General features: G+C 67.4%; 17 protein-coding genes. 8 read left to right on the forward strand and 9 right to left on the reverse strand.

Annotation, left to right across the window (positions count from 1 at the left end; all coding sequences use genetic code 11):
• The first annotated feature begins 82 nt into the window (after positions 1-82).
• A complete protein-coding gene (locus tag ACZ1I5_RS01500; protein ID WP_465171981.1) occupies positions 83-1,834 on the forward strand; it encodes a DUF885 domain-containing protein in 1,752 nt (583 codons plus the stop codon).
• A 16-nt stretch (positions 1,835-1,850) separates the two neighbouring features.
• Here the strand turns inward: ACZ1I5_RS01500 and ACZ1I5_RS01505 are convergent, their stop codons facing one another.
• Both ACZ1I5_RS01505 and aac(3) read right to left on the reverse strand, forming a co-directional pair.
• A complete protein-coding gene (locus tag ACZ1I5_RS01505) occupies positions 1,851-2,618 on the reverse strand; it encodes a hypothetical protein (protein ID WP_465171982.1) in 768 nt (255 codons plus the stop codon).
• On the reverse strand, positions 2,615-3,427 hold the full coding sequence (aac(3), locus tag ACZ1I5_RS01510; protein ID WP_465171983.1) for an aminoglycoside 3-N-acetyltransferase: 813 nt from the start codon (positions 3,425-3,427) through the stop codon (positions 2,615-2,617). Before aac(3) ends, ACZ1I5_RS01505 begins: the two co-directional genes overlap by 4 nt.
• Positions 3,428-3,557: 130 nt before the next feature.
• On the opposite strand from aac(3), the gene ACZ1I5_RS01515 reads away from it, so the two are divergent.
• Entirely contained in the window at positions 3,558-4,499 is a 942-nt protein-coding gene (locus ACZ1I5_RS01515) for an alpha/beta hydrolase (protein WP_465171984.1), read from the forward strand.
• Positions 4,500-4,542: 43 nt separating this feature from the next.
• Here ACZ1I5_RS01515 and ACZ1I5_RS01520 read toward each other — a convergent pair whose 3' ends face one another.
• Positions 4,543-5,106, reverse strand: a complete 564-nt coding sequence (locus ACZ1I5_RS01520; RefSeq protein WP_465171985.1) for a DUF4142 domain-containing protein — start codon at positions 5,104-5,106, stop codon at positions 4,543-4,545.
• Positions 5,107-5,282: 176 nt separating this feature from the next.
• Between ACZ1I5_RS01520 and ACZ1I5_RS01525 the strand changes: the two genes are divergently transcribed.
• On the forward strand, positions 5,283-5,678 hold the full coding sequence (locus tag ACZ1I5_RS01525) for a DUF3597 domain-containing protein (protein WP_465171986.1): 396 nt from the start codon (positions 5,283-5,285) through the stop codon (positions 5,676-5,678).
• Between the two features lie 52 nt (positions 5,679-5,730).
• Here the strand turns inward: ACZ1I5_RS01525 and ACZ1I5_RS01530 are convergent, their stop codons facing one another.
• The gene (locus tag ACZ1I5_RS01530; protein WP_465171987.1) at positions 5,731-6,567 is read right to left on the reverse strand and encodes an HpcH/HpaI aldolase/citrate lyase family protein; all 837 of its coding nucleotides are present in this window, start codon (positions 6,565-6,567) and stop codon (positions 5,731-5,733) included.
• Between the two features lie 226 nt (positions 6,568-6,793).
• Here ACZ1I5_RS01530 and ACZ1I5_RS01535 point away from each other — a divergent pair, with 226 nt between their 5' ends.
• The 3 genes from ACZ1I5_RS01535 to ACZ1I5_RS01545 all read left to right on the forward strand — a co-directional run bounded on the left by ACZ1I5_RS01535 (position 6,794) and on the right by ACZ1I5_RS01545 (position 10,526).
• Complete coding sequence (locus tag ACZ1I5_RS01535; RefSeq protein ID WP_465171988.1) at positions 6,794-7,339, forward strand: RNA polymerase sigma factor; 546 nt, start codon at positions 6,794-6,796, stop codon at positions 7,337-7,339.
• 103 nt (positions 7,340-7,442) lie between these two features.
• Complete coding sequence (locus ACZ1I5_RS01540; RefSeq protein WP_465171989.1) at positions 7,443-9,200, forward strand: vWA domain-containing protein; 1,758 nt, start codon at positions 7,443-7,445, stop codon at positions 9,198-9,200.
• A gap of 168 nt (positions 9,201-9,368) precedes the next feature.
• Entirely contained in the window at positions 9,369-10,526 is a 1,158-nt protein-coding gene (locus ACZ1I5_RS01545) for a tetratricopeptide repeat protein (protein WP_465171990.1), read from the forward strand.
• Between the two features lie 18 nt (positions 10,527-10,544).
• Here the strand turns inward: ACZ1I5_RS01545 and ACZ1I5_RS01550 are convergent, their stop codons facing one another.
• From ACZ1I5_RS01550 to ACZ1I5_RS01565, 4 genes are all read right to left on the reverse strand, one after another.
• On the reverse strand, positions 10,545-10,796 hold the full coding sequence (locus tag ACZ1I5_RS01550) for a hypothetical protein (protein WP_465171991.1): 252 nt from the start codon (positions 10,794-10,796) through the stop codon (positions 10,545-10,547).
• Positions 10,797-10,841: 45 nt separating this feature from the next.
• Positions 10,842-11,108, reverse strand: coding sequence for a hypothetical protein (locus tag ACZ1I5_RS01555; protein WP_465171992.1), 267 nt, complete (start codon positions 11,106-11,108; stop codon positions 10,842-10,844).
• A 40-nt stretch (positions 11,109-11,148) separates the two neighbouring features.
• Positions 11,149-11,370, reverse strand: a complete 222-nt coding sequence (locus ACZ1I5_RS01560; RefSeq protein ID WP_465171993.1) for a hypothetical protein — start codon at positions 11,368-11,370, stop codon at positions 11,149-11,151.
• 178 nt (positions 11,371-11,548) lie between these two features.
• Positions 11,549-13,747, reverse strand: coding sequence for a M10 family metallopeptidase C-terminal domain-containing protein (locus ACZ1I5_RS01565; RefSeq protein ID WP_465171994.1), 2,199 nt, complete (start codon positions 13,745-13,747; stop codon positions 11,549-11,551).
• A 226-nt stretch (positions 13,748-13,973) separates the two neighbouring features.
• Between ACZ1I5_RS01565 and ACZ1I5_RS01570 the strand changes: the two genes are divergently transcribed.
• Positions 13,974-15,149: an acyl-CoA dehydrogenase family protein gene (locus tag ACZ1I5_RS01570; protein ID WP_465171995.1), complete on the forward strand. Its 1,176-nt coding sequence runs from the start codon at positions 13,974-13,976 to the stop codon at positions 15,147-15,149.
• On the opposite strand, the gene ACZ1I5_RS01575 is transcribed toward ACZ1I5_RS01570, so the two are convergent.
• Positions 15,143-15,637 (reverse strand): cupin domain-containing protein, encoded by a 495-nt coding sequence (locus ACZ1I5_RS01575; protein WP_465171996.1) that lies wholly within the window; start codon positions 15,635-15,637, stop codon positions 15,143-15,145. The genes ACZ1I5_RS01570 and ACZ1I5_RS01575 overlap by 7 nt on opposite strands.
• Positions 15,638-15,892: 255 nt before the next feature.
• Between ACZ1I5_RS01575 and ACZ1I5_RS01580 the strand changes: the two genes are divergently transcribed.
• Entirely contained in the window at positions 15,893-17,230 is a 1,338-nt protein-coding gene (locus tag ACZ1I5_RS01580) for an FG-GAP repeat domain-containing protein (RefSeq protein ID WP_465171997.1), read from the forward strand.
• The last annotated feature ends 30 nt before the right edge of the window (positions 17,231-17,260 follow it).

Below are 17,260 nucleotides of genomic sequence, written 5' to 3' on the forward strand. Positions count from 1 at the left end.
TGCCGTCGGCGCCTTGCTGGGCCAAGAAAGGGTGGGCCGCCCGGAAATTCTTGCGGCGGCGCCATCTCCGGAAAGATTCCTCATGCGCCGCTTCGCTATTTCGTTCCTGCTGTTGTTCGCCGCCATGCCCTTGTCGGCCGCCATGCCCGACAGGAGCTGGGTCGCGGTCAGCGACCGGAATGCGAAGCTGGTGGCCGAGGCGCAGGCGAAATTCGATCCGGAATCGGCCTCGCAGAACGGCATGACCGCCTATGACGGGCTGGCGACCGATCTCGGGCCCAGGCTCGACGAGCGAACCGCCGAGGCGATGGGCAAGGTTCTTGTCGATCTCCGTGGACGGCTGGCGGCGGAGAAGGACGCCAATGTCCGGCAGGACCTGGAGATACTGATCCGGTCGATCGAGTCCGATCTCGAGGGGACGCGCCTGCGCCGTAAATATTTCCTGTCCTGGAGCGATGCGCCGCGCGCGATGTTCGGCGGGATCAAGGGATTGCTCGACGACCAGGTCGTGCCGGAGCGGCGGCAAAAGGCAGTCGAGTTGCTGCGCCGCTATGTCGGGGATTATCCCGGCACCACGCCGCTGACCGATCTCGCCCGGGCGCGCTTTGCCGAGACGCGCAAGGCCGGGCTGCTTGGTCCGGACAAGGTCGCGCTTGACAATGCGCTGAGCAATGCCGGGACCTATGCCGAGGGCATCCGCAAGCTGTTCGCCAAATACAAGATCACCGGCGCCGACGCGGCCTTGGCGAAGCTCGACAAGCAGATCGCGGATTATACGGCGTGGGAACGCGCGGACGTGCTGCCGCTGGTCCGCACCGATTTCCGCCTGCCGCCCGAAGTCTATGCGTACCGGTTGAAGCAGTTCGGCATCGATATCGACCCGCGCCTGCTGATCCAGCAGGCCCAGATCGAATTCGCCGAGACGCGCGCGGCAATGACCGCGCTGGCGCCTCTGGTCGCGAAGGAAAAGGGGCTGAAGGGCGGCAGCTATGCCGATGTCATCCGCCAGCTCAAGCAGGCGACGATCCCCAACGACAAGCTCGAGGCGAGCTATGCCGCGGTGATCCGCGCCAACGAAGCGGCGATCAAGCGCGAGCATATCGTCGACCTGCCCGACCGGCCAATGCAGATGCGGCTGGCGAGCGAGGCCGAGTCCGCTGCCTCGCCCGCGCCGCACATGGAGCCGCCGCCGCTGATCGGCAACAAGGGCGAGCGCGGCACCTTCGTGTTGCCGCTGAGCGTGGCGAGTTCCGGGCCGGACTCGGCCTATGACGATTTCAACTTCCCCTCGGCGCAGTGGACCGTCGCCGCACATGAGGGACGGCCGGGGCATGAGCTGCAATTCACCGCGCTGGTCGAGCGCGGCGTGTCGCAGGCGCGCATCTATTTCGCGTTCAACAGCGTCAATGTGGAGGGCTGGGCGCTCTATGCCGAGGCGGAGGCGCTGCCCTATCACCCGCTCGACGGGCAGTTGATGGCATTGCAGGCGCGGCTGCTGCGGGCAGGGCGGGCGATGCTCGATCCGATGCTCAACCTCGGCCTGATCTCGAAGGAGGACGCGCGGCGCATCCTGCTCGAACAGATCGTCTCCTCGCCCGCGATGGCGAAGCAGGAGATCGAACGCTACACCTCGCGCGCGCCGGGCCAGGCGGGCAGTTATTTCTACGGTTACACCCGCATCCTGCGCATCCGCATGGACACCGAGCTGGCGCTGGGCGCGAAGTTCGACCGGCTGGCGTTCAACAATTTCCTGCTCGATCAGGGCCTGTTGCCGCCGGACCTGCTGGCCAAGGCCGTGGCGGAGCAGTTCGTGCCGGCGCAACTGGCGAAGTGACGAGAAGCCGAAACCGTCAGGCCAGCGGACCAATACCGGGCGCAATGGTGATGGCGAAAAGGACGAACAACGCGATCGTGACGGCCAGCCAGGCGGGGCTCCGTTTGATCCATTCCTGGTCCCGTGACGGTGGCTGACGACCGAGCGCGAGAATGACCGGAAGATAGCCCAGGGGTGCGAGGCCGAAGGTCATGAACGCGTCCAGCGCCGATCCGGCCCGGTCGCCGTGCCACAGGGCGCCGAGAAAGACCGCCGAGACGGTGCAGGCGAGCCAGGGGATCGCCAGCCGCGCCGGGTTCGCATCGGCAAAGCCCCGGGTCAGGCGCGCGGCGATGCGGAAGGCAATTATATAGCCGGCGATGCCGATCGCACCGATGACCGGGCGCCACAGCGGCGGCCAGGCGAGATCGCGCGCGACATGTCCCCAGTCGTCACTCTGGTCCAGCGCCTCGCGCACCATCTGCGCGCAGACCCAGAACAGGATGAGGATTCCTAGGGTCAGCAGGAACAGCCGCCACGCCGAGACCTTCGGCCGGGAGAGCCGGAACAGCGCCAGCGCGACCACAGCGATCAGCAACGCACCAAAGGGCCCGGCGCCGTCGCCCAGCACGCCCGCCCCGGCGCAGCGAAAGACGAGAAACGTCACCAGCGTGATCGAGCCGCCATCGGCGAGGCAGCCGAGCCCATGCCCCAACACTTCATGGGCAAGCGACGCGACCATCGCGACCGCCGCGCCGATCGACCAGAGCGTTGGTCGATCGTCCCTCGGCAGGGGCGACGTCATGTCCAGCCGCCCCGCTCGAGCCATGCGATGCCATGGGTGAGGACGGGGCCGGCATCGACCAGCAACGACGGCGCCCGGCCCACCAATCCCTGTCGCCCGCCGCCGGCCGCGACGAAATCCCCCACGATCCGTTCGATGTAATTGTCCGGGATCGCGTCGAGAACCGGCTCGCTGGTATCGAACTCCTCGATGAACCGCCATTCGGTCGCGCCGCGCGTCGCGAACGGCACCTCATAACGGAGGACGCGCTTGCCCGGCAGGCGCGCGCGATGATCGGCAAGGTGCAGCAGCGTCATCGTGTCCCAGGGTGCGCCGACCATCAGGACCCGCCCGCCGACCTCGACCAGCCTGGCCAGCGGCGAATTCTCGCCATAGCCATAATCCTGCAGATGGTCGGCGGTGATCCAGTCGGCCAGCCTGCCGAGCGCGGCGACCGACGCGCCGGGATTGGCGCTGCGCCGGGCGCCCGGGGTGGTGCGGACGAACTCGGCGATGATGCCATTCATCCTGACCGCCCGCGATCGGGCCGCGTCGAACCCCGGCACATGATCGCGCCATTCGGGCAGAACGCGGCCATGCGCGTCGAGCAGGTCGTCGTGGCGGCTGTCCCAGCTCGTATAGACCAGCAGGGTACCGTCCGGGCCGAGCGCATCGGTCAGCGCCTGGATCAGCGCATCCGGTCCGTTCAGCAACGGCCCGACCCTGCTCATCGCGGCGTGCACCATCACGGTGTCGCCGGCACGAAGGCCGAGACGCTTGAGATCGTCGCGCAGATGCGCGCGGGTCAGGAACGCCGGCGGTTCGTCCATTCGGCCATCGTCGCGTTTCGACGATGCACGGTCAACGCCTGCCCGGCCCAAAAACTGTTGGTGCCACGTTTGGGGACACAGGGCAGTTCGTTCTTGTTGCGAAGAACGCGCCACATGATAGTCGCGCGCCATGGCGGCACCCATCGACCCGGAAATCCTCGTCACCCGTGCGGTCCAGGCCGCGCGCTTCCCGGCGTTCGACCTCACCGCATTGCCGCCAGCCGAGGCGCGGGCGCGGATGGACGCCGCGTCGGTCTGGCTCAACGATGGCCTGCCCGAGATGGGCGGGGTGGAGGATTGCCGGATCCAGAGCGCGGACGGCCTGATCCGGCTGCGCATCCATACGCCGATCGCTGCGACGGCGCGGGGCGCGATCCTTTATCTGCACGGCGGCGGCTGGTTCGCCGGCAATGTCGATACGCATGATCGCCTGTTGCGGCTGCTGGCGGAGCAGAGCGGCGCGGTGTTGTTCGGCGTCGATTATCGCCTGGCGCCGGAGCATCCTTATCCCGCGGCGCTCGACGATTGCCTCGCGGCATGGGACTGGATCGAGCGCCGCGCCAGCCGATACGCGCTCAATCCCGCCCGTTTCGCTTTTGCCGGGGACAGCGCCGGGGCGAACCTGGCGCTGGCGCTGGCGATCCGGCTACGCGATGCGGGGCGCGTGCTGCCGGCCGGATGTGCCCTGATCTATGGCTGTTTTGCGCCGGGGCTCGATACCGAAAGCGCGCGGGTCTTTGGCGCTGGGCCGCAGGGACTGACGAGCGAGCGCATGGCCTGGTATTGGGAAAAATATCTCGGCGCGGCGGGGGACCCGCCGCCGGCGGAGGCAGCCCCGCTCCATGCCGATCTGGCGGGGCTGGGGCCGATATTCCTGGGCGTCGCGGAGGCCGATCCGGTGGCGGACGACAGCCGGTTGCTGCTGGAGCGGCTGGAGCAGGCTGGAGTGCCGGCGACGCTCACGCTGTGGCCCGGGGCAGTGCACGGCTTCCTGCAGATGACACGCGACGTGGCGATCGCGCGGGATGCGGTCGCGGACGTGGCGCGGGCGATCAGGCAGTGGATCGACTGATCGGCGCGGAAAAACGGGGCGGCGGTGCCGCCCCGCTATCCGGTCAGGGCTTCAGGCCCTTGGCCATGTTGAGATGGGCCGTCACGGTCGGGATCAGCCCGGTCGCGAAGGTCTTCAGCTCGGGCACGTCGCCCGCCACCGAATAGCTTTTCAGCGCATCCAGCGTCGCCTGGTGCGCCGCGACCTGGTCAGCCGCATAGCCGGTGTCGAAATCGGCGCCCGTCTTCAGCTTGAGCGCGTCGAGCTTCTGCTGCTGTTCGGCCGTCAGGGTCGCATCGGGCGTGATCGCCGGCGTGGCGCTGGCGGCCGCGGCCTTCAGCTTGGTCGTCGATCCGGTATGCGCGTCGATCATCTTCTGCGCGAACGCCTTGATCGCCGCGGATTTCGAGACGGTCTGGGCGAGCTGCGATTCCGCGATCTCGAACGCATCGCTGGATGCGGCGGCGTTGGCGAAGGCCTGGCCCGGGCTCAGCGCCGGCACGATCACGTTGGTGGAGCTTTCCTCGGTCGTGACGCTGTTGGTCGTAGTGGTGGTTTCGGTCTTCGGCCCGCATGCCGCGAGCGCGAGCGCGCTTCCCGACAGCAGCGCGATGAGTGTGTAGCGCATAAACCTCTCCTGTTGATCGCGCCAGAAGGCGCCCCGCGCACAAACTGCCGGCAGAGGCCGAACGTTCCGCGCCATGTCGATTATCGGACGGACCGTGGCGGACCTTTTCGGGCCGCCTGCCGTTCTACCGACACGTCCATCCGGCCGGGCGAAACACAGCAACCAGGAGAAGAGCTATGGGCATTTTCGGCAGCATCATGGACAAGATCTTTCATCACAAGCCGGCCGCCGCGCCGGCTGCGACTGCCGCGTCCGCCGCAGCGCCCGCCGCCGCTCCGGCCCAGGCTCCGGCCGTGCCGGCCGCTGCCGCGCCGCAGAGTGTCGATGTGGGCGCCGTGCTTTCGGAGATGGCGTCGATGAAGGGCGGCGGCGGCAACTACCAGACATCGATCGTCGACCTGCTGAAGCTGCTCGATCTCGATTCGAGCCTTGCCGCCAGAAAGGAACTGGCGACGGAACTCGGCGTGAGCGGCGAGGATGGCAGCGCCGAGAAGAATATCGCGCTTCACAAGGCAGTGATGGCCAAGCTCGCCGAAAATGGCGGTGTCGTGCCGGACAGCCTGCGCAACTAAGCCAAAATGATGGCCGGCGGCGGGATCGCCGCCGGCGATCGTCCCGACGGAGTCAGCCCTCCGCCAGCAAAAGCAGCCTGCGTGCCTGAGCGAGATGCGGGCGGTCGATCATCCTGCCGTCGAGCTTCAGCGCGCCCGCTCCCGGGGTCGCGGCAAATGCCTCTACTACCGCGCGGGCATGGGCGATCTCCGCCTCACTCGGGCTGAAGCCAGTGTTGATCGTCGTGATTTGAGCGGGGTGGATCGCCATCATGCCGGTGAAGCCGTCGCGACGCCCCCGCGCGACATAGGCGGCCAGGCCAGCGGTATCGGCGATGTCGGGATAGACCGTCTCGATCGCCGGCACGGCGGCGGCGTGCGCGCCGAACAGGGTCAGCGCGCGGACCATCTCGTACGGCGCCGTGTAACTGCCGTCCTCGTTGCGCGAACTGGTCGCGCCGATCGCGGCGGGCAGGTCTTCCGCGCCCCAGGTCAGTCCGGCCAGATGACCCGCGACCTCACCATAGGCGGAGAGCTGAAACACCGCGGCGGGGGTTTCGCTGGCGATCGGCAGGATCGGCGGAATCGAGCCGCCGGCCAGCTCGATCAGCGCACGGACCGAAGCGGCGCCTTCGGCTTTTGGCAGCACGATCCCGTCGGGTCCGGCGGGCAGGATCGTGTCGAGATCGGCGCGGACCTCGTTGCCACCGAGCGGATTGACCCGCACGAAGCAGGGCAGGGTGCGCCCGTCCTTCAGCCAGGCGGCGATCGCCGTTCGCGCCTCGGGCTTCTTCTCGACCGCGACCGAATCCTCGAGATCGAGGATCAGCGCGTCGGCCCCGCTTGCCGCCGCCTTGGCGAAGCGGTCGGGGCGGTCACCGGGGACGAACAGCAGCGACCGGAGCTTCATTGTCTCACCTTCCCGACACATCCTCGCTGACGCTCTGGCACAGGCGTGACGATCCCGTCCACCGCGGCTTGAGTCACGAAACGGTCGATTGCGGTACGCTTCGGCCCGCTCCGCGATGGCATCCGCAGCATGAATGATGCACATAGCCGCTGTGGGAGACAGGGCGACAGTCTGGCCAGGGGCGACGCGCGGTCGCGTCCGCTCCCGCTGCGGTCGGCGCTGATCCGTGGCGGATATCGCGGATGATCCGGACAATGAGCTGGTCGCCGCCGCCATGACCGGCGACCGCGACGCGTTCGGCACCTTGCTCCGTCGCCACTATGACAGAATCCATGGCCTCGCCTGGCAGCTGACCGGATCGCGCGCCGATGCCGACGACATCGCGCAGGATGTGTGCTGCACCCTGGTCGAGAAGATCGGCGGCTTCCGGGGCGAGGCGAAGTTCACCACCTGGCTGTGCGGCATCGTGGTCAATGCCTGTCGCGACCAGAAGCGGCGGCGGCGGTCGTTCCTGGGTTTCACCGAACGGCTCGGCGTGCTGACCGGGCTGACGCGCGGCCCGGACGGACGCGATCTTCACGATGCGATGTGGGTGAAGAGCGCGGTCGCGCGCTTGAAACCGGCGTACCGCGATGCCGTGGTGCTGGTCGCCGGCCAGCAGCTCAGCCATGCCGAGGCGGCCGAGATATTGGGCGTGGCGGAATCGACCATTTCCTGGCGGATGCATGAAGTCCGCCGGCTGCTCGCGTCCGATGGCGCGGAAGGCGGCTGACCCCCTCGAGAAATATTTTCAGCGGCTCCCAAGGATATCCCGGCGACCGGCGTCGAAGGGACATGCGGACGATCGTGCGCCGCTGTCATCAGGGAGAGTCTCCATGCCCCGCCTTCACCCGGCCGCCACCATCGGCCTGACCGCCATGCTCCTCGCGTCTTGTGCCAGGTCAGGCATCGAGACGGCAGCGCCGCCTCCGCCGCCGCCCAATGATATCGTCGTCACCGGCACGCGCTCCGACGCCCCCTCGCTCGCCCAGCAGGGCCCGGTCATGATGGCCGATCGGTCCATGGTGAATGCACCGCCGGCCCCGCCGCCGCCGCCTCCCGAGCCGGTGCCGTTCATGGCGGGCAAGATGATGGCCGCGCGCGCTTATGCCCCGATGGCGGAGGAGCGTGTTCGCATGCCTTCCTATTATCAGGATGTCGGCCGCGACAAATTCACCGCGAGGACGGAGAATCCCTTCAAGGTCGTGCGCGAGGAGCCGGTCTCGACCTTCTCGATCGACGTCGACACCGCGTCCTATTCCTTCGTCCGCGCGTCGCTCAATCGCAACGTCCTGCCCCAGCCGGCGGCGGTGCGGACCGAGGAGATGGTCAATTATTTCCCCTATAGCTATGCGAGCGCGCGCTCCGCGGACCAGCCGTTCAGCACCAATGTCGCCGTTTTCCCGAGCCCGTGGACGGAGGGTCGCAAGCTCGTCCGGATCGGCATCCGCGGCTATGAGATCCAGCGGGCGAACCGGCCGCGCGCCAATCTCGTCTTCCTGATCGACACCTCGGGATCGATGAACGCCCCCAATAAATTGCCGCTGGTCAAGCAGTCGCTGGCCATGTTGCTGGAACAACTCGACGCCAACGACAAGGTCTCGATCGTCACTTATGCCGGCTCGGCCGGTACCGCGCTGGAGCCGACCCCGGCAAGCGAGAAGGGCCGGATCCTGGCGGTGATCGAGCGGCTCGGCGCGGGCGGCAGCACCGCGGGGGCGGAAGGCATCCGCCAGGCCTATGCGCTGGCCGAGGCCAATCTCGATCCCAGGGGCGTCAACCGCGTCATCCTGGCGACCGACGGCGATTTCAATGTCGGCATCACCAACCAGGACGAGCTGAAGGGCTATATCGAGCGGGAGCGCGGCAAGGGCGTGTTCCTGTCCGTGCTCGGCTTCGGCATGGGCAATTACAACGACGCGCTGATGCAGGCGCTGGCGCAGAACGGCAATGGCGCCGCCGCCTATATCGACACGGTCAGCGAAGCGCGGAAGACTTTGGTCGACGAAGCGAGCTCGACGCTGTTCCCGATCGCCAAGGATGTGAAGATCCAGGTCGAGTTCAATCCGGCGACCGTCGCCGAATATCGCCTGATCGGATACGAGACGCGCATGCTCGCCCGCGAGGATTTCGACAATGACAAGGTCGATGCGGGCGATGTCGGATCGGGCCAGACGGTGACCGCGATCTACGAGATCGTGCCGGTCGGCGGCCCGCGCAGCGTCGGCGACCTGCGCTATGCCCGTCCCGCGCCGGTGGCGGCGCCGTCGCGGGGCAGCGAATATGGCTTCGTCAAGATCCGCTACAAGCTGCCCAAGTCGGACACGAGCCGGCTGATCTCGACGCCGATCGACCGCACGACCGAGGCATTGCGGTTCGAGGACGCGCCGCGCGATGCGCGCTTCGCGACCGGCGTTGCCGCCTTTGCCGAGCTGCTGCGCGGCGGCAAGAATAATGGGTCGATGACCTATGACGATGTGCTGCGCATCGTCACCGCGACGCGCGGCGAGGATGATTTCGGCTATCGCGCCGAGTTCGTCCAGATGGTCCGCACGGCGAAGTCGGCCGGGGCGCTCGCCCGGCTCGACCGCTAGGACCCGGCGGGTGCGGCGACGCCCGCCGCACCCGCCAGGCCGTGGGCGATCGTGCATTCGACCAGCCCGCAATTGAGGCTATAAGGCTGGCAGATGTTCCCCTCGTCCCCTTGCTTCAGGCTCCTGCCGGATTGCCGCGTGATCCGCTCCGCCGACGGGGCGCCGTGAATGGCCAGCGATAGCGACCTCTCGGTATCGCTGCCCGATCCGCCGCCGCCCCGGCCCGACCGGCGCGAGGCAGCGATCGAGGCGGCGATGCGGCGCTTCGACGGCGCGGCCGACCCGGCGGGCGCCGAGCGGCCTCGCGCGGCCAGGGCGGCCCCGTGGCGGATCGGCCGTCCGCAGATGGGCGCGCTGGTCACCGCGGCCTTGGTCGCGGCGATCGGCCTGCCGGTCTGGATGGCCACCAGCGACCGTCTCGCCGCGCCCGAACGGCAGGCGCCGGCCCCCGCGACGCCCGGACCGGTGGCCGGTCAGCCGAGCTTGCCGCAGCCGGCGGCGACTCCGCGTTCGGCATCGCTGCCGCCGGTCGCGCCGACGCCGGGGACTGCGCCTCTCCCCGCGACCGCCACGGCTGCGAGGAGCAATGCCGACAAGGCCGATGGCCGGACGGAAGAGATCGCGGCGTCTCGTGCAGCGGAATCGACGCAGAACGATGCGTCGCCTCAGGCGATACAGATGAAGCAGATGGGGAGCGTGGCCGGCCGGGTCGCATCGTTCGATCGCGCCGAGGCGCCAGCACCGCCGCCACCACCACCTCCGCCGCCGCCTGAGCCGGTGCCCATGATGGCCCCGCCCGCGGCAATGGCGGAGCAGCGCGCGTCCGCCCGCGACGACATCGTCGTGACGGGCACGGCAATGCGCTCGCCCGCGGCCTTGCGACGTGCGCGCAACGCGAGCGGACGGGGCGACTGGAACGCCTGCACCATCAACGACCCCGGCCGCGACCTCGCTGCCTGCCGGAAGCTGGTCGATCCCGCTGCGCCGGGCTCTACCGGGCGCGCGTCAGCGCATGTCGCCGACGGTCTGTCCCTGGCCTGGCGGGGCGACACGGACGGCGCGATCGCGGCGTTCGATCAGGCGATCGGGATCGCGCCGAAACTCGCCATCGCGTGGCTCAACCGGGGCCTTGCCCATGAGCGCAAGGGTGACCTTCCGCATGCCATGGCCGATCTCGACAAGGCAGTGCGCTATGCGCCGGGCACGGCGCGGGTTTATTACCATCGCAGCCTGTTGTTTCGACAGCGCGGCGATGCCCGCCGTGCCGATGCCGATGCGGAGCGCGCGCTCGATCTGGACGCGCGCTATGAGGCGGTGATCGAATAGGCAGCGGATGGCCGGGCGCTATCGGCCGATAATATGATCGCGGAGATTGATGCTCTCATAGAGCGCGAGAAGGCGGTCGGTTTCAGTGATGACCTCCTTCTGCTCGGCCAGCCACCGCTGGGTGGCGTCAGTCATCGGATCGCCTTCACGCCCGTCATGCAAGGTGGCGCCGCCCTCGATCAGCCACACCATGTCACGCGCGCGGGTGCGCTGCAGGCGGAGATGAGTCATCCATTGCTCCACGGTGTCCGATGGTACGCTTCGATCCATGGCGCTCTCCCTGTTCAACCGGCAGTTCCACCGCGGACCAACCGATCATGCGCGACCGGGCTGCCCCGCAAATCCCCGGTCCGGGTTTTCGCTCAACGTTCGATCCGCGGAAAGGGACCCGATATCCGGGTCGATGGCGGGGACTGTTCCCGCAAGCTGTCGCGCCTCGCGACGCTCGGCCAGGGCTGCTTCCTTGCCCCATGCGTTCGCGGCGCTGGTGGCGATATGCCGAACATTGTCGAGACGGGCCTCGGCCGCGCGCGAATGCTGCTGCGCTTCCTGGGTCCGGCAGAACAGGGCGGTGGGCTGCATATATCGTCCTTTCAGAGAGCTTGTCGCGTACCGGCGCGGCTCAGCGCGACGAGGCGCTGCCCCAGGGTGTGCGGGTCACCGGGCCCTTGATCACCCGCGATCCAAACGCCTTTGCGATCAGGGCGCTTCCGTCCGCGTTCATGAACACGACGCGAGTCCCGCTCGGTTGCAGCTTTTCGATCGCGCTGATGACGGCACCGTGCTTGGCGGCCATGGCCACGACTTCGTCGTGCGTTGCGTCGACATTGATGGCGCGAGACATGATGTGCTCTCCACTACGGGCCGCGCCACCGACGCGGGCTCCCGGTCAGAGCGGGAGCATGAAGCATCTCTCAGTCGCGTCCGTGCTCGTGATGAAGCGGGGCGATGGACAGGATATGGGGTGCCCGTCGCCGCTTTACCAGTTGCGATGCCGCCATGATCGCTGCCCGCAGGTCACCTCAGACGAAGATGTCGTATCCGGTCGGTGCGATGAACAGCCCGCTCATCGCGAAGACATAGTCGTTGCCCGCCGTATAGGCGCCGTCGCCATCGGCATCGACGATGGCGAAGGTCGTGCCGGCCAGCGTGCCGGAATCGGCGGTGAACAAGACCGCGGAGTGCGCCTGCAACGTCGCGTCGACGGCGCTGGCCATGTCGATATCGAAACTGGCGGTCGAGAGCGCGCCATGCGTGATGGTACCGCTCCACCCGTTGACGGTTTCGGCAAGGTCGATCTTGTCCTCGCGCGCGTCGAACACGGCGATCGTATCATAGTTGAACGAGGTGGAGTCGGCGGCCGACGCGTAGAAGAACTGATCGATACCCGCGCCGCCGCGCAACTGGTCAGCCCCGAGCCCGCCGTTCAGAATGTCCCGGCCGCCCTGACCGTACAGGGCGTCATTGCCCGCTCCGCCGATCAGCATGTCGTTGCCTGCGCCGCCCGCGATGATGTCGTCGCCCGCGCCGCCTTCGACATGGAAGGACCCGGTGGTCTCCGCGACTCCGATAAAGGTCAATGTCTCGCCCGCGCGCAGCGATCTGGCGTTCACCGCCAGCAGGTCCGTGCCTTCCACGGTCGCGTCGATGGTGGTGATCCGGTAATTGACCAGGCCCCCGGCGGGATCGTTGTAATTGCCGGCATAGAGCGCCAGCCGCTCGATGCCGACCATGCTGTCGGCACCGAAGGTCAGGTCGTAATTTCCCAGAAGCCCGACCGTGTCGGTGCCCGCGCCGCCGTCATTGGTGTCGTTGCCGTCGAACGCGTCGCCGTAGAAGATGAAGTCGTTGCCATTGCCCGCGGTGACATGGTCGGCCCCGCCCTGGCTGACCAGGATCATGTCGGCCCCGCCGGTGCCGGTCAGTATGTCGTCGCCGGCGCGGCCATCGACATGGCCATCGGCGGCGAGCGTGATCGGGATGACGTCGGTATCGGCGGTCACGCCGCTTTGATGGTGGACATAGAGCTCGTCGGTGCCGTGATAATTGGGATCGCCGAGATAGGTGAGCCCGTCGAGCGCGGCGTTGATGTCCGTCAGGGAGCCGGCCAGCGTGACGTTCGCCGTGCCATTGCCGGTGACGGTGAGCCCGGTGACGCCGGACAGCGTCAAGGTGCCGTGCGAGACGTCCAGCGTCATCGATACCGCGCCCGGATCGTCATTATGGACCGAGATCCTGGTGGCGCCGGCGAACACCAGCGCGGTGTCCTCCGTGCCCGAGACCGACACGGGCACGACGTTCGACGACGGATCGTCGTCAGCCGAAATCTGGATCGTCGCCGTCGCCAGGGGGCCGTCGACATGGCCGTCATTGACGGTGACCGTGACCGTGCGCGTGAGATGCGTGTCGAACTCGGTCGGATTGTCGCCGCTGTTGGTGAAGCCGATCAGGGCGAGGGCCGCGGCATAATTCGCCGCGCTGGCGGTACCGGTCAGGATGATCGTCGTTGCCGTGCTCGCCGGGTCGATGGTGATGCCGGGCGGCAAGGGCAGGGTCGCCAGCAGCGCATCGCCTGCCGCCGCGTCCGTGATGGTAATCCGGGCGCCATGGACGCTGTCGCCCGCATCGCTGTCCGTGATCGTGATCGCGGTGCCGATCGGGATCGAGGCCTGACCTTCGGTAAAAAAGAGCGAGTCGCCCGTTCCCGCCGTGCCGCTATTGAGATCGGCCACTGCCGCGTGATCGAGCGTCAAGGTCATGTTGGGCGTGGCGCTGCTCCCGCCGTCGCCATCGGTGAGCGTCCACTGGGAAATACGAGTCACGGTCGCCGGGGCGGCGTTGGGATTGAAGAAGGTGATCGCGTGCAACAGCGCCTGGACCGCGACGGGCGTCGCGCTGGCGTTGAACGTGACGATGAACGCACTCGGCCCGGTGCCGCCGCTGAAGGTGCCGATCTGGACGCCGCCATAGCTGACCGCGTTGCCCGACACGCCGATCTGGCCGAGGCCATTGCCCTGGTTGAGGATGCCGTATTGGTCGCTGGTCTGTCCGCTCAGGGGCTGAATCGTCAACCTTCCGGTGTCGAAATCGGCCGAGTCCGGATCGGTCACGAGCCCGGCCGGCACGATCACCGTCGGCGCATAGCCCGCCGCATAATAAGTGGTGATATTCGCGCCGCTCTCGGCGCCGTTGAGGTCGAGTGTCGGACCCGTGTTGGCCATGCTAATGTCCCCCCGGTTCAACCGGCCCCCCATGGTCCGATCGACTATGTCATGTGCGCCGCAGCATTATAGCGAGTGATAATGATTCGCACCTTGTTGTAAATCAGTAGATCGCCTTTTTTGCGGTGCGGAATCGGCGGTTCTTTCGATTCCCTGGCGGAACCGATCCCGCCCGGCGATCGCCCGCGCCGCTTCCAGTGCTATGACCGGGAAAACGGAGAGACGGATGCTGTTCGAACGGGGCGCGCGCGATTCGCGCGAGCAGAGCGAAATCCGCCGCGCGGTGCGCAGGCTCTGCGCCGGATTCCCCGGCGACTATTGGCGCGCCAGGGACCGCGACCGGGCCTACCCGACCGAGTTCGTCGCGGCGCTCACCCGGGCCGGATTCCTCGCCGCGCTGATTCCCGAAGAGTTCGGGGGCTCGGGGCTGACGCTCGCTGACGCGGCGGTGATCCTGGAGGAAATCCAGGCTTCGGGCTGCAATGGTTCGGCCTGCCACGCGCAGATCTATGTGATGAGCATGATCTTGCGCCATGGCAGCGCGGCGCAGAAGACGGCGTATCTGCCCGGGATCGCGACGGGCGACCTCCGTCTTCAGGCGTTCGCCGTGACCGAGCCGGAGTCGGGCACCGACACGCTGGCGCTGCGCACCAAGGCGGTGCGCGAGGGCGACCGCTACATTGTCGACGGACAGAAGATCTGGACGTCGCGCGCGGAGCATTCCGACCTGATGCTGCTGCTCGCCCGCACCACGCCGCGTGACGAGGTGACGAAGAAGACCGAAGGGCTGTCGGTCTTCCTGGTCGATATGCGCGAGGCGCTGGGCAACGGCATGACGATCCGTCCGATCCGCACGATGATGAACCATGGCACGACCGAGATCTTCTTCGACCGGCTCGCCATTCCCGCCTCGAGTCTGATCGGCGAGGAAGGGCAGGGGTTCCGCTACATCCTGTCGGGCATGAATGCCGAACGCATCCTGATCGGTGCCGAATGCGTCGGCGACGCCAAGTGGTTCATCGAAAAGGCGGTGGCCTATGCCGGCGAGCGTGAAGTGTTCGGCCGGCCGATCGGACAGAATCAGGGCGTGCAATTCCCGATCGCACGCGCTTATGCCCAGATGCGCGCGGCCGAGCTGATGGTGCATGAGGCCGCCGCGCTCCACCAGTCGGGCGCCAATGCCGGGGCCGAGGCGAACATGGCCAAGCTGCTCGCCGCCGAGGCGAGCTGGGCCGCGGCCGAAGCCTGTGTGCAGACATTCGGCGGCTTTGCCTTTGCCGAGGAATATGACGTGGAACGCAAGTTCCGCGAGACGCGGCTGTATCAGGTCGCGCCGGTCTCGACGAACATGATCCTGTCCTATCTCGCCGAACATGTGCTCGGGATGCCGCGCTCCTATTGAGCGGGCGTCGGCGCGCGGGGAACGTGCATCGAGATCAAGACGAGTTCGCCGTCGATCGCCGTGAACTGGTGCGGCGTGTTCTCGGGCACGACGAAGAAATCGCCTTTCGCGACCTTCTGTTCGGTGCCGCCCTCGATCGTCGCGGGCGGCGGCGGTGCACCGGGTGCGGCGGCAGGCCGGACCATCCTGCCGCCGGTGGTCAGGGTGCCGCTGCCCCGGATCACGAAGAAGAACTCGGCCTGCTTCTCATGGATGTCGGCACCCGCCGGGGCCATGCGCCGGTGGATGATCGGGCGATAGGGCGCAAGCTGCAGCAATGGCTGCGTGATGACGGTGGTCGCGGCGCGCGGGTCGCTTTCGGCCCTGGCGATCATCGCCGCGATCTCGGCGGCGGGCACATAGGTCTTGTCCGGCGCGGGCGCGGTTTGCGCGAAGGCGGGTGCGGCGAGCGTGAGCAGTGCGATGCCCGCGCAGAAATGACGGTTCATGGATCCTCCCCTGGCCTGGCGCCGGTTACCGGGAGATCGACGCAGCCGGACCAGTGCCTTGGTGCCACGCCATTGATTGCACACAAACGGCCAAGATGTATACAATTTGTTGTGGCGGGCCGGCGGCTGGTGTATCCGACCAGCATAACCCGCGTGGGACCGGTACCCGTTCGGGCGCGGAACGATGGTGAGGCCGAGTGATAGGCCGCTTTCCTCGCTGACATCGTCCGTCGGGAAGGCCGGGGGAGGATGATCATGCGAAGTGCATCGCGCACCGTGCTGTGCGCCACCGTGTCCGCCATGGCGGCGGCCTTTGCGCTGGCGGCGTCGTTACCGGCGCAGGTCGCGCCGCGGGATTTGCCGCCGATCACCGACCCCGCCAGCTATGTCGGCTTCGCGCCGCCCTCGGTGACGCCAACGCCCAGCGCGACGCCGGCCGCTCCAGCGCCGCCCGCGCCGGCGCCGCCACAGATCACCGCGCCCTTTGCGCGGCACATCATCGCGCAGAATATCCGCGGCGCGTATGTCGTCCTCGCGGCCGACATGAACAGGGACGGCAAGACCGACGTCATCGCGCTCGGCCAGCGCGAGGAGTATCTGGTCTGGTACGAAAACCCCTATTGGACGCCGCACGAGATCCGCACGCCCGTTCCGTTGGGGCAGATGGTCAATATGGATGCGGCGGATATGGACGGCGACGGCATCCCGGAGATCGCCGTGACCTATGCGTTCAACGCCGACCCGAAGCTCAGCATCGGCAACATTGCCATCCTGCACAATAGCGGCGGCGACGCGACCGCGCCCTGGACGATGAAAATCGTGGATCAAGTGCCGGCGCCGCACCGCGTGCGTTTCGCCGATCTCGACGGGAGCGGGAAGCTGGCGCTGTTGGTCGCGCCGATCCTCAACGCCAAAGCACAACCGGTGCCGAGCAACGATCCCGATCGTCTGCCGACACCGCTCTATGCCTATCACGCGCCCGACTGGAGGCGGGAGCTGGTCAGCGCGGAAAATGTGGGCGAGGTGCATGCGCTGCGCCCGTTCGACTGGGATGGCGACGGCCGGCAGGAAGCCGTTACTGGCGGGCAGAGCGGCATTTACGGCCACAGCTATGGCAAGGACGGGACGTGGAAACGCTTCCTGATCGCCAGGGGCAATCCGGCGCCCTGGCCCGATAACGGGGCGAGTGATGTCGGTTTCGGCAAGCTCGGCGCCAGGCCCTATTTCGCCGCGATCGAACCGTTCCACGGCAATCTCGTCGTGGTCTATACGCGGGATGCGCAGGGCAGATACCAGCGCAACGTGATCGACAACGAGCTGAAGCGCGGCCACGGCATCACCATGGTCGACGTCGATGGTGACGGCGTGACCGAGATCGTCGCGGGCGGCGGCAGCAGCCTGGCCAACACCTTCCTGTACAAGGCGACCGATGCGAGCGGCCGGACCTGGAGCAAGATGCTGATGGACACCAGCATGGCGGTGCAGGACTGCGTCACCGCCGACCTGAAGGGCGACGGCAGGAAGCGCGACGTGATCTGCCTGAGCGGAACGGCGCCGAACAACCTGACCTGGTATGAATATGTCGGTAAATGACGGTGCGGCCGGACCTTGGTTCCTTTACAA

Source organism: Sphingomonas sp. BL-S-30 (genome assembly GCF_055521475.1).